This window comes from Aeromonas sp. EU05-FHT14A05, from assembly GCF_058791175.1.
This window is the reverse complement of sequence record NZ_JBYTDH010000001.1, coordinates 23,858-39,054: the sequence shown is the minus strand read 5'-3', so window position 1 is coordinate 39,054 and position 15,197 is coordinate 23,858. Positions and strand designations below refer to the sequence as shown.

Annotated in this window: 10 protein-coding genes and 1 tRNA gene; 5 read left to right on the top strand and 6 right to left on the bottom strand. The window is 63.8% G+C overall.

Annotated elements, in window-relative coordinates:
• Positions 1-31 precede the first annotated feature (31 nt).
• The 3 genes from AC3WR3_RS00170 to AC3WR3_RS00160 all read right to left on the bottom strand — a co-directional run bounded on the left by AC3WR3_RS00170 (position 32) and on the right by AC3WR3_RS00160 (position 5,727).
• Entirely contained in the window at positions 32-1,030 is a 999-nt protein-coding gene (locus AC3WR3_RS00170; protein WP_041206143.1) for a LacI family DNA-binding transcriptional regulator, read from the bottom strand.
• 177 nt (positions 1,031-1,207) lie between these two features.
• Positions 1,208-3,124, bottom strand: coding sequence for a transglycosylase SLT domain-containing protein (locus AC3WR3_RS00165; protein ID WP_492290829.1), 1,917 nt, complete (start codon positions 3,122-3,124; stop codon positions 1,208-1,210).
• 86 nt (positions 3,125-3,210) lie between these two features.
• Positions 3,211-5,727, bottom strand: a complete 2,517-nt coding sequence (locus AC3WR3_RS00160; protein ID WP_492290828.1) for a putative bifunctional diguanylate cyclase/phosphodiesterase — start codon at positions 5,725-5,727, stop codon at positions 3,211-3,213.
• Between the two features lie 390 nt (positions 5,728-6,117).
• Between AC3WR3_RS00160 and hpf the strand changes: the two genes are divergently transcribed.
• The gene (gene hpf / locus AC3WR3_RS00155; RefSeq protein ID WP_283941602.1) at positions 6,118-6,456 is read left to right on the top strand and encodes a ribosome hibernation-promoting factor, HPF/YfiA family; all 339 of its coding nucleotides are present in this window, start codon (positions 6,118-6,120) and stop codon (positions 6,454-6,456) included.
• Positions 6,457-6,531: 75 nt separating this feature from the next.
• Here hpf and AC3WR3_RS00150 read toward each other — a convergent pair whose 3' ends face one another.
• Positions 6,532-7,041 (bottom strand): VC2046/SO_2500 family protein, encoded by a 510-nt coding sequence (locus AC3WR3_RS00150; RefSeq protein ID WP_492290827.1) that lies wholly within the window; start codon positions 7,039-7,041, stop codon positions 6,532-6,534.
• A 126-nt stretch (positions 7,042-7,167) separates the two neighbouring features.
• Here AC3WR3_RS00150 and AC3WR3_RS00145 point away from each other — a divergent pair.
• Positions 7,168-7,252, top strand: a tRNA-Tyr gene (locus AC3WR3_RS00145).
• 151 nt (positions 7,253-7,403) lie between these two features.
• Here the strand turns inward: AC3WR3_RS00145 and tamB are convergent.
• Together tamB and tamA are read right to left on the bottom strand one after the other, a co-directional pair.
• A complete protein-coding gene (gene tamB / locus AC3WR3_RS00140) occupies positions 7,404-11,198 on the bottom strand; it encodes an autotransporter assembly complex protein TamB (protein WP_492290826.1) in 3,795 nt (1,264 codons plus the stop codon).
• A gap of 76 nt (positions 11,199-11,274) precedes the next feature.
• On the bottom strand, positions 11,275-13,050 hold the full coding sequence (tamA, locus tag AC3WR3_RS00135; RefSeq protein ID WP_492290825.1) for an autotransporter assembly complex protein TamA: 1,776 nt from the start codon (positions 13,048-13,050) through the stop codon (positions 11,275-11,277).
• A gap of 529 nt (positions 13,051-13,579) precedes the next feature.
• Here tamA and AC3WR3_RS00130 point away from each other — a divergent pair.
• The 3 genes from AC3WR3_RS00130 to AC3WR3_RS00120 all read left to right on the top strand — a co-directional run bounded on the left by AC3WR3_RS00130 (position 13,580) and on the right by AC3WR3_RS00120 (position 15,197).
• Complete coding sequence (locus AC3WR3_RS00130) at positions 13,580-13,954, top strand: hypothetical protein (RefSeq protein ID WP_319912865.1); 375 nt, start codon at positions 13,580-13,582, stop codon at positions 13,952-13,954.
• Between the two features lie 79 nt (positions 13,955-14,033).
• Complete coding sequence (locus tag AC3WR3_RS00125; RefSeq protein ID WP_042650241.1) at positions 14,034-14,312, top strand: peptidylprolyl isomerase; 279 nt, start codon at positions 14,034-14,036, stop codon at positions 14,310-14,312.
• Positions 14,313-14,495: 183 nt separating this feature from the next.
• The gene (locus AC3WR3_RS00120) at positions 14,496-15,197 is read left to right on the top strand and encodes a DUF1499 domain-containing protein (RefSeq protein ID WP_139436423.1); all 702 of its coding nucleotides are present in this window, start codon (positions 14,496-14,498) and stop codon (positions 15,195-15,197) included.

Genomic DNA, 15,197 nt, shown 5'->3' with positions numbered 1-15,197 from the left:
AAGCTGGCCCGCTTGGGGCCAACTTCATGGCTCAGGCCACGGACTCCCGACGCACCAGTTCAGCTTCAAACTTGAGCGCCAGGCCCTCTACCGGCTTGTGATCCAGCAGGCGCAGGGCCAGCTCGGCGGCCCGCTCTCCCATCTCCTCGATGGGGTAGCGCACCGTGGTGAGCTTGGGATAGATGTAACGGGCATAGGGTATGTCGTCGAAGCCGACCACCGAGACCTGCTGCGGTATCTTGTAGCCCCGCTCCAGCAGGCAGGAGATGGCTCCCGCCACCATGGCATCGTTGAAGCCCAGCACGGCCGTGAAGGGAACGCCGCGCTCCAGCAGCTCGCTCATGGCCACATAGCCCCCCTTCTCGTCGGCGAAGGCGCGACCGATGAGGGCAGGATCCAGCTCGATGCCGGCCCGTTGCAGGGCGACGCGATAGCCGGCCATCCGCTGCTGGCCATCGACGAACTCCTCGTCATCCGAGGTGATGAAGGCGATCCGGCTGTGCCCCGCGTCCAGCAGGTGCTGACAGGCCGTGGTGATGCCCGCCTGGTTGTCGAGCCAGACGCAGCGCTCCTCGCAGCCCGGCACCTGGCGATTGATGAAGACGATGGGGGTGGACCCCGACGCCAGCTCGCTCAGCTCTTCGTCCGGCAGCGCCTTGCTGTGCAGGATCAGGGCGTCACACTGGCGTTGCAGCAGCGCCTGGATGGCGTGACGCTCCCGGGCCGCGTCGTGGTTGCCGGAGACCACTATGGTGAACTTGTTCGCCTTGTCGACCATGCTCTCGATGCCACGCATCATCTGGGCGAAGAAGGGGCCACCACAGAGATCCCCAACCAGGACACCGATGCAGTTGGAACGCTTGCTTACCAGGGCCTGGGCGAAGCTGTTTGGACGAAAACTCAGCTCCTTCATGGCCGCGAGTACGGCCTCGCGCTTCTCGGGTGCAACCTGCGCCGTGTTGTTGATGACTCGCGACACCGTCGAAATGGACACATTCGCCAGCTGAGATACGTCTTTGATCGTTGCCACTCTCAATTCCTTTGTTGGGGAAGCCTGTCTGTGTTGATCGGGCATTATATCGAACCAGTCAGACCAAGACGCGGCGCCCGATCACCTGACAGGTTTCCTTTTGTAACAAAGCTTAAGGGATAATAACCATTCTGAGGCAAGAATGGGAGGCAGTCGCCGACGCGACTGCCTCGGTTCTCAATAGGCGTGATTGAGCTCGCGCTCCGACATGAAACGCAGGGGCTGCTGCAGCTTGTGCTGGTAGATGAGATCGAAGGAGAGCACGTTCTGGACGTAGTTGCGCGTCTCTCTATAGGGGATGCTCTCCACCCAGACATCCATCGGCTTGTTGGTGCTCTGATCCCGCCAGCGCTTGACCCTGCCGGGGCCCGCATTGTAGGCCGCCGCCGCCAGGATCCGGTTGCCGTCATAGACGTCCAGCAGCCGCTTGAGATAGGCGCTGCCGAGGCGGATGTTCATGGCGGGATCGAACAGCTGCTGCTCGTTGCGATAGGGCACCCCCAGCTTGCTGGCGGTCTCCCTCGCGGTGGCCGGCATCAGCTGCATCAGGCCACGCGCCCCGACCGGCGACTGGGCCAGCGGATAGAGGGCGCTCTCCTGACGGGAGATGGCGTAGAGCAGGCTGGTGTTCATGGTGCGCTCCTGCGCCATCTGGGAGAAGGTGCGCTTGAGGGGCAAGGGGAAGCGCAAGTCGATCGCATCCCAGGCCTCGGCCCGGATGCTGGAGAGGATCGCCAGCTCGTGCCAGCCCTGGTTGAGGGCGATATGACCGAACTCCAGGCGCTGGGCCACGGGGTTGCGATCCATGTTGTGGATCCACTCAGAGCGCGCCGCCGTGATCTCGTTCATCGCCAGCAACTCGCGCACCCGCACCAGGAAAGGCCAGCGGCTGCTGGCGGTGCGCCAGTCCGGCACCTTGTGCCCCACGCTCTGGTTCTTGATGCGATAGGGCACACCGGTGCGCTGTGCCGCCATGAAGCCATAGAAGCCGCGCAGATTGGCGGTCTCGAGATAGAGCTCCCGCGCCGGTTTTTGTCGACCCTGCACCTCCAGGGAGCGCGCCAGCCAGTAGCGCCAGCGATCCTCCTTCTGCAGTGCCATCGGCATCCGCTTGACCCAGCCTTCGAGGCCGCGCCAATCCTGCTCCCAGATGGCGAGCCGTGCCCGCAGCTCCACCAGCTCGGCATCCTTCATCCGCACCAGGGTCGCATCCAGCCAGCTGCGCTGGGCGAGGGAGCGATCGAGCAGCAGGCGGCGGGCGGCGGCGCGCTCCACCCGAGCAACCTCGGCCTGGTTCAGGCCGAAGCGGCGCTTCATCTCCCCCAGCTGGCGCAGGGCGGGCTCGGGTTGCTCGTTGGCATAGCGGGCCAGCCCGAGGGAGAGCAGCTGCCTCGACTGTGGCGCCGTCGAGAAGGAGGCCGGGTTCATCGCCCTGGCCGGTTGATCAAACAGGGCTATCATCTGATCCCCATAGGGTTTCAGACTGCCCCCCAGCTGGGCGCCGAGGTGGCGGATGAGATTGGGGTTCTGCGCCTCGAAGGCCAAGTTCATCCGCTGCCAGATCTTCTCCTGGGTGCGCAGGCCTGCCTGCTGCCAGAGCTGGAACAGGGGATCGCAGGCATCGGGTCTGGCCTGGCCGCTCAACCAGAGCTTGCCCGCTTCCTGCAGGGCCTCGCTCTTGTGGCCGGTGTAATAGCGGGCCTGGTAGTGCATGCAGAGCAGATCGGTAGAGTTCGGCTTGGCCGGGTAGAAGCGCAGGAACTGGGACCACTGCTGGCTCTGGGCCAGGTAGGTGAGGTAAGCGCGCTCCAGACGGTTGGACTGGGGGGTATCCCCGTGCTGGCGGATGAAGCGGGTCACGTCGTTGTAGTCTGCCGCCCCGGGCCGGAACGCCAGCTGGTAGTAATCCAGATAGGGCAGCAGCGGATAGTGGTTGAGGCGGGCGCGGATCTGCTGGAAACGCTCCTGATCATTGGCACGCACGGCGTCATAACCCTCGCGATAGAGGGACTGCTCCATGGTTTGCGCAAAGACGGGTGCCACTAGCCCTGGCACACACAACGCCGAAAAGATGATTCCCTGCACGGCTTTCACGAAAGGCATTCTCCCTAAAGAAGAGGCATAACCACCGCCCACTGGCGGTGGTGAGATACCTTCATTCTACCCGTTAAAGATGGGCGCTACGCCACACTATTTTTGTCGGCAGGGGCGGCGCGATCATGGCGGCTCAGGCGGCTGATGTAGCGCTCCAGATAGGGCACGGGCAGCGGCTTGGAGGCGAGATAGCCCTGGAAGAAATGGCAGCCCTGCGCCTGCAGGAACTCCAGTTGCTGGCGGGACTCCACCCCCTCGGCCGTCACGTTGAATCCCATGTGACGGGCCATGGCGATCACCGCCTCCACTATGGCCATGTTGTCGCCATCCTTGGGGATGTCCTGGATGAAGGAGCGGTCGATCTTGAGTTCGTCGGCGGGCAACCGTTTGAGGTAGCTCAGGGAGGAGTAGCCGGCGCCGAAATCGTCGATGGCAAAGCTGATGCCAAGGGTCTTGAGCTCGGCCATCTTGCTGATGGTGTCCTCCGCATGACCGAGCACCACGGACTCGGTGATCTCCAGGTTCAGGCAGGAGGGATCCATGCCGGTGGCGGCCAGCACATCGTGGATCCGATCGACGAAATCGTGGGCATGGAACTGCTTGGCACTGACGTTGACCGACAGCTGGGGCACGTGGATCCCGTTCTCCTCCCAGGAGACATACTGGGTACAGGCCTCATGCAACACCCAATTGCCGATGTCGACGATGAGATCCGTCTCCTCGGCGATGGGGATGAACTCGGCGGGAGAGACCAGGGCACGGCCAGGCGGCTGCCAGCGGATCAGCGCCTCCACCCCTATGATGTCCCCCCCTTCGACCATGTGCTGGGGCTGATAGTGAAGAGTCAGCTCCTGATTGTTGAGGGCGCTGCGCAGCTCGTTGTGAATGAGCAGGCGCCTGTCCGCCTGCAACTGCATGGAGGCATCGAAGAAACGCCGGGTCTTGCGACCCGCCGACTTGGCCTGGTACATGGCGGTGTCGGCCTGCTTGAGCAGATCCCCGGCCTCCTGCTCCCTTCCGGGGAAGAGCGTGATGCCGACGCTGGCCCCGATGTGCAGCACCTGGCCCCCGTGACTGTAGGGGGCGGCAATCTCGCCGATGAGCCGCTCGGCGATGAGATCGGCCTGCATCTCCGCCTGGGGCGGGCTGATGGAGAGGCCGGGCAGCAGCAACACGAACTCGTCGCCGCCGAGCCGGGCCAGACAATCCCCCTGCCGCACCAGCCGCTTGAGGCGGTTCGCCACCTCCTTGAGCAGCCAGTCGCCGGTAGCATGGCCGAGGGAGTCGTTGATGGTCTTGAAGTGATCGAGATCGATGAACAGCAGGGCGCCGATCAGGTGCTCGCGGCTCGCCTCGCTGAACGCCTGGGCCAGGGTCTCGTGGAGCTGGCGACGATTGGGCAAACCGGTCAGCTCGTCGTAATAGGCGAGATCCTGGATGCGGCGCTCCGCCGCCTTACGCTCGGAGATGTCTTCGAAGAAGATGACGTAGTGGCTGATGCCTCCCTTGTCATCCTGCACCGGCGTGACGATCTCCCACTGGGGATAGCCATGGCCGTCGGCGTGCAGGCGCAACGTCTCTCCCTGCCAGCGATCCAGGGCGTTGAGCTCATAGCCGAGCCCCCCGAGCCCGGACCAGAGGTCATTGCCAAGGTGCAGGCCTATCACCCCCTGGCTGTCGAAGCCGGTGATCTGGCTGAAGGCGTAGTTGACCCGCAGGATCTTGAAGTCAGGATCCGTGATGATGATGCCTTCATGGGTTTCGAACGCCACAGCAGAGAGTCGCATCAGGGCGTCGCTCTGCAGACGCTCCAGCTCCGCCACCATGCGCACCGAGAAGATGGTCAGCACGGATCCCAGATCGGCGGTCTGGGTCTGGTTCGGGAACAGCAGGGCGAGATGGCCCAGGATCTGGCCACTGCGATCCAGCAGGGGCTGCGCATAGTAGTGCTGGCCAGGAGGCAGGCAGGTGCAGCCGGTCAGGGGCTCGCTGATGGGGGTCGCACTGGCGGCGCCCCGATAGAGCTGCTGGCAGGGCATGTCCGCCAGGGCGTACTCCTTGAAGTCGATGCCGTGGCTCGCCAGCACCCTGAGCCGGTCAAGGCCCACCCGTTCCGTCAGCCAGACCGCGTTGGCCCCCAGGATGTGAGCCAGCTCGTTGACCAGGGTATGGCAGAAATCGAGGCCAGTCCTCGCGGAGAGCGCCTGCGCCAGCTGGGCCAGCAAGGGGGCTTGCAGCAGAGGAAGCGGCGGGGCCAGACTGGCGGGCGGTTCGGCGCGGCTGGCGGCGTTGTGAGCCATCTCCAGGGGCGCCAGCCAGCCGCAGCTGAGCTGCTGGGCCGGCACATACTGGCCGTACCAGAGCACGTGATGCACTGTGCCTGCCTCATCGCAGAGGTGGCCGATGAACTGGCCGGGCTGGCCCGAATGGTGGAGTCTTGCGAGAAAATCGGCGAAACCGGATTCATCTTCTGGCGCCAGCTGGCTGGCCCAGGGATGAGCCCCCTCCCCTTGCCAGGGCTGGCAAGAGAGATGATCGGACAGACTCCACTGCTCATGCTGCCGATCATAAAACCACATCATCTGGGTGGCTTGTTGCTTCATTTACAACTCCAACACTACAACCACGTTATCCACCCCGACACATGCAGAAAAGCATATCCGTTTGTGCGCATATCTCCACCGGCGCATGGCAATCCTTTTGCGATGCGATAAACGATGTGGGTAGAGAAAATGCGAGACTGAGCGGTGAAAACCAGACATCGGGTCGACACAAGGCGCTGCCAAGGGGGGACAGAAACGATCCTATTCGCGCATACTGCCTGCCCGTTTCGCTGAGCTCAAGCGGTTTTTGGCATGAAACGGGAAAAGCTCACAATTTAGGGATTGCCGGATCACCAAGGGGATATTTTGTGACGCACATCACATTTTGATTCGGCCACATGGGTAATCTGAGGGTGAAGACACAAGCAAGACGACCCGAAGGGGGCCAATATGAAAATCGAAATGACCAGTAAAATCATCGACATTACCCCAGCCATCCGCGAGCGCATTGAATCCCGTTTTGAAAAGCTCGAGCGTCTTCAGGTGCCTCTTATCACACCCCATGTGATCATCTCCAAAGAGCGTTTGATGTATATCGTCGAGGCCACCGCCGGTATTCCCAACGGCAAGTTGTTTGCGCAGGCAGAGCACGAGGATCTGTATGCCGCCATCACTGATCTGGGCCAGAAGCTGGAGCGCCAGCTCAATCGCCATATCGAAAAACCCCTCGCTCGCCGCGCGGCGGTCGTAGGCAAGGATGTTCCCGAGGTGGACGAAGCCGACGTCTAATCCCGGTTATCCCATCCATTGCGCAAAAAGGCGGGTCATCCCGCCTTTTTGCATCTTCTCCCTGCGCCTCTGGCATCAGGCCAGCCAGCGCAAGCGAGCATCCACCCCCCGCGTCAGATCATCCAGCAACGGCAGCATGAGCAAGGGATCCTCCCCCCTGGGCTCGGAGGCGAGCTTGCCCTGCCAGCGTTCCCGCCCGAGAGCAGACAGATTGTCATACACGGCGGGATCCAGCGCCGGTGTCCGGTTGACCAGCGGGGGAGATCGCAGCGCCAGCCAGAGCCGCACATCGGCCATGCAGCCCCCCTGCTGCAGGCGCTCGTTGAGTGCCCAGGCACCTGATTCCCCCGGCTCGCCCGCCAAGGCGGCCTGGGGCATCAAACCGAAACGGGTGCGCCATGTCTGCGCTGGCGGCGCCGCCGTCGGGGCGGCCCCAAACCAGGGTTGCTCCTCGACTGCGTCGGTCAGCAGCGCCAGGTGCAGCCTGAAGTCGGCCCTGTCCCCCTGACGGAGATCCTGGTTGAGCCGCTGGCCCAACTGGGCTTCATCGACGAGCAGGCGATCACGAATGACACTGGGCAGCATGGGATAAATCTTGGAAATGAGGGTTTCATTGCTTATCGGCCGTCAACCCAATCCTTTAAGCATTAAAAATCCCTGCCAAGGGGTTCACAAGCGCGACAGATCTGTTAGTATGCGCCTCGCACTTGGGGAGGGGTTCCCGAGCGGCCAAAGGGATCAGACTGTAAATCTGACGGCTCTGCCTTCGAAGGTTCGAATCCTTCTCCCTCCACCACTCTTCTGAAGACCCGGCCTGGCGCCGGGTTTTTGCTTTTCCGGGCATCCCAATCCTGCCCTGCCCTGCCCTGCCCTGCCCTGCCCTGCCCTGCCAGAATGCACTATGAAAAACGGGAGGCCAAGGCCTCCCGTTTTCGTGCTCATCCCCTTCACAGGGTGAAGCGATAGAAGATGTCTACCGCCTGGGCCACCCCGCTCATGGCCTGCAGATAGAGTCTGGGCATCAGCTCGTAGCGCAGCTTGAACTCGGCGATGGGGCTGAACACCCCGACGCCGTACTGGAACTGCAAGCCGGGCAGCAGGTAGGCAGACAGGGTCACCTGGGTATCGTCACCGCTCCCTGCGGTGTCGAGTGCCACATCGCTCATGCCCAGCGACTCCCCGATGCTGGAGACCACCCCACTCGCCTGGCTCACCGCCCCCGCCACCAGCAGGCCGTTGAAGCCGCCATCCTCGCCACTGGTCTGCAGCCCCTTGCCGCGCAGCAGGTAGGAGAGCTGCTCGGACTGCGCCATCTGCGGCTCGGAATAGACGGTGATCTTCGGCTTGGCCGCCGGCCCCGTCACCCGGACCCCGACGGTGACGTTGTCCTCTATGGTGTCGGGATCCCGGTAGGTCTCTATGTTGAGATAGGGCTGATCGATGGGGCCGGAGAAGAGGATCCGCCCCTCCTTGATGATGAGGTTCTGGCCGTAGGCCTTGAAGCGCCCATCCTTGAGCTCCAGCTGACCATTGCCCGCCAGTGGCTTGGAGGGATCCTGGCGAATGCCGAGCGCCCCCGTCACCTTGGTCTTGAGCCCCATGGCCTCCAGCCGGACGTCGTCACCGAGCCGGATGGCGAGCTTGATCTCCATCGGCAGGGGCTCCGCCTTGGGCACCGGCGGCAGATCGTCATAGATGACGGTCACGTCATCCGAGACCGCCACCGCACTCTCCGGCAAGGTCTTGACCAAGATGCGCGACCAGGGGATGTCCACCTGACCGCTGACCCTGGTCTCCTCCCCCAGGGAGATGGCGATGTCAGGCGTTACCCTAACCCGACCCATGCCCGGGTACTGGGCTTCCAGATCCTTGCCCTTGATGGTGAGGCTGCCGGTGACCGGCAGCCTGGCCCAGCTCAGCCAGCCCCCCAGCACGAGCGGCCCCTTGCCCACCAGCATGGAGCCGTCGAGTTCGGCCCGGTTGCCGTCTATCTTGAGGCGGGTCACCAGCCTGGAGAGGGTCACCATGTCGGAGTGGGTCTGCACCTCCCCCTCCAAGAGGTTCAGCTCACCGTACAGCAGGGGCGCGGCCAGGGTGCCATCGAAGCGGGCATCCGCCGAGATGAAGCCTTGCAGGGAGCGCACCTCGGGGATGAGGGGGGCAAAGGTCGCCAGCTTGAGGTCGTCAAACTTGAGCTGACCCGACAGCTGGCCACGACCCGCTGGCTCTTTTATCAGCAGATCCGTGTCTATGTTGCCTATCTGTCTGGAGGCGAAATCGAGCCGGATGGCGGCCTGCTGGCGTTCGAAATCGACCCCGAGCTCGAGGCGCTGGTACTCGGTCTTGATCTCGTCGGCCACCAATGTACCCGGCGTGGTGCGCACTGTGGCGTGCAGGGTCGGCTGGCTGCCGCGCCAGCTGGCGCGCCCGTCCGCCGACAGCACCGCCTGCCAGCGGAAGTTGTCCGGCAACCAGGGGCGCAGCCGCTTGAGATCGAACTCGCTCAGGGCAAACTCCAGGCTGCCCTGGGCGGCCGAGATCTGGCTGCCCTTGACGCAGAGGCTGGCCTTCTGGGAGCCCAGGCAGAGGTCCCCCATGGTCAGCTGTTGTCTGGGCAAGTCCAGATCCAGGGACCAGGGGGCGGTCAGGGACCAGCGCTTGAGCGGGGTCTTCGCCTTGAGATCGGAGAGGGTGCCGCGCCAGCGATCCCCGCGCAGGCTGCCATTCAGACTCAGATCCGCAGCCACCGGATCCCCCTTCATGGTCAAGGTGAGCCCGTGGCGGTCGAGATCGCCACTCAGGTTCAGGGCTATCTTGGAGAGCACCGTCGTCCCCTGCACCAGGCTCGCCACCGTCAGGGCCAGCTCGCCAGCCGGCTTGTCCCCCACCAGGCCGTTGCCCTTGATGACAGTCTCTTTCAGCACGGTTCCGGCATAGGAGAGGCGGCTCGAGGCCAGATCCGCATTCACCCTCGGCGCCTGCTGGCTGCCGGTGACGCGCACCTGTCCCTTGAGGTCGCCGCCAAGGCCGGGGTAGATGCCGCCGAGCTTGGGGGCATCTATCTGGGCATCCAGCTTCCAGGCCTGGGCGGTGAGCGCCCCCTTGGCCTGCAACTGGTTGGGACCGCTTTGCAGCGCCAGGGCCGGTATGGTCCACTCCATCTTGTCGTTGCCGCTGAGGGCGCCCTTGAGCGCCAGCGGATACTGGTTGAGCTTGCCGTCTACCTTGAGCTCCGGCAGGGCCAGCTGCCAGTGGCCCGCCTCGTCAAGCTCGAAGCGGCTCGCTATCTTGCCTGCCAGCGTCCCCTTGATCTCGGGCACCAGCTCGGCCGGGTTGATCCCCTTGAATTCGGTGGTCCCCTGCCACTGGACGCCCTTGCGCCAGGCGAGCTTGCCATCGAGCCTGAGCTCCCCCTTCAGGGCGCCCAGCAGCAGCTTTATCTGGCTCAGCTGCTCCAGATCCCCCTTGCCCGAGAGCGCCAGCTTGAAGGGGGGCACATCCGTGCCCTTGCCGGCGGTGTCGAGTGCAAACTGATAGCCAGAGAGCTTGCCCTTGGCGCTCAGGCTGCCCTTGTCCAGCCGATAGCTCGGCTCATCCTTGGCCGGTTTGTGCAGCGGCCAGCCGAGGCTCTTCCAGTCCAGCGCCAGATCGAAGGGCAAGTCGGGATCCAGCGTCGCCAGCGTCCCCTTGAGGTTGGCCGCGATCGGCCCCTTGGCCTTGAGCGCCAGCCCCAGCTTGCCCACGGAGCCATCCAGGGTCAGGTTCGCCTGCTCGGTGTCGAGCTCCCACTGCTTGAGCCCCTTGCGGGCCTTGGCATCCAGGGTCAGGGCGAGGGGATAATCCGAGGTCAGGCTGACATGGCCCTTGAGCGCCAGATCCGCCATGGCGTGGCGCAAGGAGAGCTCACGCACCTCGATGCGCTCATCCTGGGCCTTGGCCGACAGCAGCAGCTTGTCGAGCCCCTCGACGAGCTCCCCCTGCTGATAGCGCACCCGGGTCGCCGCCAGGCCTTCCAGCTGGATGGGGAATGGCAGGCGGATCTCGGGCAGCAAGATGGGGGCGGCAGCCTCTGGCTTCGCCTTGGCGGTCGCGGTCTCCTTGGGCTCGGACTTGGCCTTGGGCTCGGTCTTGGCCTTGGTCGCGCCCTGCGCCTTGGCCGTCTTGCTGGCGGCCGGCTTGGCCGCCTCGTCGGCAGGAGGGGCCTCGGCCAGGGTCACGTTCAGACCATCGAGCACGGGCCCGCGCACTATGAGCCCCTTGCGATCCAGGGTGGCGCCTATCTCCAGATCCTTGAGGGTCACCCCAACACCGGGCACGTCCAGGTCCAGATCCGTCACCTTGAGGCTGTCCACCTGGATGCGCAGTGGCAACGGGCGCCAGACGAAGGGCTCGGTGGGCTCTTCCGGCACAGGCTCAGCGTCGGCGACCTTCACCACAGGGTGGGTGACCGTCAGGGACTTGATCCAGAGCTTGCCCTGCAGCAGCTTGCCGAGATCCCAGTCCAGCACGGCCCGCTCGACGGTGACATCCACCAGGTCGTCCTGCCAGCCGACCCCTTCCAGGGTCCAGCCATAGCCGAGTTGGCCCGCCACCAGCTCCCCCTTGAGGGAGGGCAGCGCCCCTTTGGCCTGCTGCCACAGCCACTTGTTGCCCTGATGGGTGAAGCCCAGCAGGCTGACACCGATGAGCAGCAGGAAGACGAGCCCCATGAGCCACAAGAAAATACGCTTTACCCAGATCACAGCGCAGACCCCCGAGAAAGAGGCAGCCGCAGCGGCCAGGAGAGAGAAGAGAGAGGATGAGTGGGTTCAAACCGGATCATAATTCAGGCCCCAGCGCGAAATGCAGCCGCAACGGCTTGTCCTCCTCGGAGATGGCCACCGCCAGATCCAGCCTGACCTGGCCGATGGGCGTCACCCAGCGCACCCCGACCCCGGTGCCTATCTTCCAGGCCTCGCTGTAGTCGACGGTGGCCGTGCCTCCATCCACGAACAGGGCGCCGAGCCACTTGTCGCTGAAGCGGTAGTTGTACTCCAGGCTGCCCACGCTGGTGTAGCGCCCGCCGGTGAGCTTGCCATCCTCGTCCTTCGGCGAGACCGTCTCATAGCCGTAACCACGTATGGTCTGATCGCCGCCGGTGAAGAAACGCAGGGAGGGGGGCACCAGGGAGAAGTCATCCCCTATGATGGCCCCCTGCTCGACCCGCATCAGGAAGCGGTGATCCTCCCCCAGGGTGCGCAGCCACTTGCTGCGCCCCCACACCCGCATGAAGTTGATGTCCGAGCCCCAGTAGGGGCTGGAGAATTCCGTCGTCAGTTGCTGACGATCCCCCCAGTCCGGCACTAGGCCGCCGCGCACCCGCAACCGTGACCAGGAGACCCCGGGGATCAGCAGCAGACTGTTCCCCTCGTCGTTGCCCTGCACGTAGCGCTCGTTCTCCAGCCGGATGAAGACGTCCCTGTCCCAGCTCTCCGGCCGCCGTTTCCAGCGGTGCACACCGAAGGTGGCCAGATCGGAGCGGGTATCGTTGTTGTCTGTGTACTGGTAGCCGGCCTGCAGGGAGTAGTAGTCCCGCAGCGGGTTGCCGACCGGGATCTGGTAGTCGAAACTGAGCTCCGCCTCCGGGGCCGAGATCTTGGCGGTGCTGGAGAGGCTGTGGCCATAGCGGTTGACCCAGGGCTTCTCCCAGGTGGCACTCAGGCGCGGCCCCACGTCCGTGGCATAGCCGATACCGGTTTCGATCTCGTGGTCGACCCGGTTCGAGAGGGTCACCTGCACCGGCACCCGATTGCCCTCGGCCTGGCTGATCATGGGTTTGATGTCCACCTGCTTGAACAGCTTGGTGGAGGAGACGTCCTGGGACATCTCGGCCAGCCTGATCGCCAGATAGGGGTCGCCACTCTTGATGTTGATGAGCGGCCGGATGAGGCGCAGGGCCTCCGGCGTCGCATCGTAGTTGATCTCGCCGAAGTGATAGCGGGGGCCGGAGCGGAACAGGATATAGATCTCGGCCTTGCCCTGATCCGGGAAGACCTTCACCTGGCTCTTGCTGATCTTGGCGTCAAAATAGCCCCGCGCCAGCCCCAGGCTGCCGAGATCCGCCTTGATGGACTCGTACTTGCCGTGGTTGAGGGGATCCCCCTCCTTCAGGGGCAGCTTGTCCAGCAGCTCGCTGTAGACCTCGTCGCTGCCCGCCTCCCCTTCCAGCAGAATGTCGAGGCGCGAGATGAGCACTGGCTCCCCCCGCGCTATCTCGATCACCACCCTGGCGGGGGATTTCTTGTCGCGAGCGAGGGTGATCTTCGGCTGGTAGTAGCCATAGACCTGCAGGGCTTTCTGCACGCTCTCGGTGATCTTGGCGCGGGCGGGACGATACTGGCGCTCCTGGTAGACCGGCAGGGCATTGAGATAGGCCTCGACGTTATCCTTCTGCTCCCCTTTGATGCCCTTGATCTGATAGGTCAGCTTGGCCGCCATGGCGGGGGTCATCAGCAGCCACAGAGAGAGGGCGAGCAGCAAGGTGCCGAGCCCGGGGCGACGGGTTCGCCCGGGTGAGGTGAACCCGGCAGGCAAAATAGGATGGCATCCTGTCAAACGTCAATTTCCCCGAATAACATAAGTAAAAAACTGTTCGATTTAGAATGATAATGGGGCCCACCCCAGGCGAGCGCGGCTCATCCTAGCATAAGCGCAGTCGCGAAATCCCCCTCTCCCCCGGGGCTGGCATCCTCTTCCGGGGCCGGCTTTCACCGGGAACTGAGAGGGAAAACCGCCCGTCAGCGGGGAAAATGCGCACTCTCCCGGCAAGGGTCGTACAAAAAATCAGCAGCCAGGTACGATGCCGGCAGCGCCTTCCCGTCGCAGTCCGTGGCGCAGCTGCGCTCGCCACGCGACAACCCCTGTCGGACTACCCCGGACCTTGAGACCCAGGATCCCCTGACAGGCTTGACATCACCGTCTGGCGCCCCCATTGCCATATCCTGCTATTGAACAGGAAAATAAGTTTAAATCAACAACTTGAATAGGTGGCACTAAAGCTTCGTTCAATCCAATCGATTTATCCCGCTGCCACTGCCACCTTCCCTGCCCCACACTGATGTCATCAAATCGCAGGAGAGATCCCATGCACTTACGTAGCGAACAACTGGCTGACTACATAGCCGACCGACTCGAATTCGTCACCTTCCTGGCCTGTTGCAGTGCCCTGCTGGCTCTGTTGACCGGCATGAACGGTCAGCAGGCCCTGGCCTTCACCGCCCTCAACCTGCCCTTCGGTCTCGCCCTGCTGCTGGGGCTGGCCATGCTGGCACCGCTGCCGGTCCACTGGCGCCTGCCCGGGATAGCCCTGCTGCTGGTCGGCGGCGCCCTGCTCACCCTGCAGCTCGGCGGCGACTGGCTCAATCCCCTGGCCATCTGGAGCCTCTACGCCCTGCTGGGGCTGGAGATCCTCTGGCAGTCTCGCCCCAGGGCACGTCTGGCGACCCATACCCGCGGCTGATGTGCCGCCGGCGGGGCTGACGCGCGCGCCGAATTGGAGTACCCTTGCGCCCCCTTTACCCTCGCCGAGGAGCGTTCCGATGAAAAAAGCCTGTGCCCAGCACATCCTGGTCAAGACCGAGAAAGAGTGTCTCGAGATCAAGGAAAAACTCGCCAAGGGTGCCGACTTCGGCCAGATGGCCAAGCGCTTCTCCACCTGCGCCTCCGCCAAGCGCAGCGGCGATCTGGGGGAGTTCTCCAAGGGGGACATGGTCAAGGCCTTTGACGATGCCGTCTTCAAGGGGGAACTCCTGACCGTGCTGGGGCCGGTGCGCACCAAGTTCGGCTTCCACCTCATCAAGGTGCTCTACCGCAACTGAGGGCCCTCCCCGCGCCCCAGCCCTGACAAGGGCTCGGCCGGCTTCCTGCCCGGCCGACTCCTGGCCACCGCCCTGCGCCCGGGGCGGCAAAAAGCGCCAAGATAAAGATAATTTACTAACGTTATCAGATAATTAAGTTTATCCTTCTGGGCATTGCTCCATCATAACCAGTGGATCCTGCATATGCACAGCTATTTGTGGTGGCCCCTGCTGGCCTGGTTGCTGCCCCTGGGGGGCGCCCTCGGCAGCCGGGCCCATCTCTGGCCCTGGTGGCTCGGTTTCGCCCTCTGCCTCGCGAGCGCCCTGATCAGCCTCTGGCTCCTGCTGCGCCTGCCCTGGCGCTACCGCAGCTCCCCCTGTCTGTGGGCCGATGCCTGGGGCATAGCCCCCCTGCTGCTGCCCCTGCTGTTTGTCGTTCAGGCGCTGCGCTCGCCGCTCACCAACGACGTCAGCACGGATCCCCATCATCCGCCCCGTCTGCTGTGGGCCGAGCAGCTGAGGACGGCGGAGGATCTCCCCGTCAATGCCCCCCCCTTGCAAGTTTTCCCCGGCAACCCCGGTCCTCTCTATACCCGAGCCTCCCCGGCCGAGGTGATCGCCGAAGCGGACGAGCTGATGACGGAGCTCGGCTGGCGGGTGCGCCCGAGCCCGGACGGCCTCGATGCCGTGGTCACCACCGGCTGGTTCGGCTTTGAGGATGACGTGGCGCTGCGGGTCTTCGCCGGGCCAAAAGAGACCCGGGTCGACATGCGATCCGCCTCCCGTCAGGGGCGCAGTGATCTGGGGGTCAACCGGGCACGGATCCAGAACTTCCTGACCCGGCTCAACGAGCGGCTGGGGGGCGCCTACAAACCCAAGATGCAGAAAATGGAACAAGAGGAATAA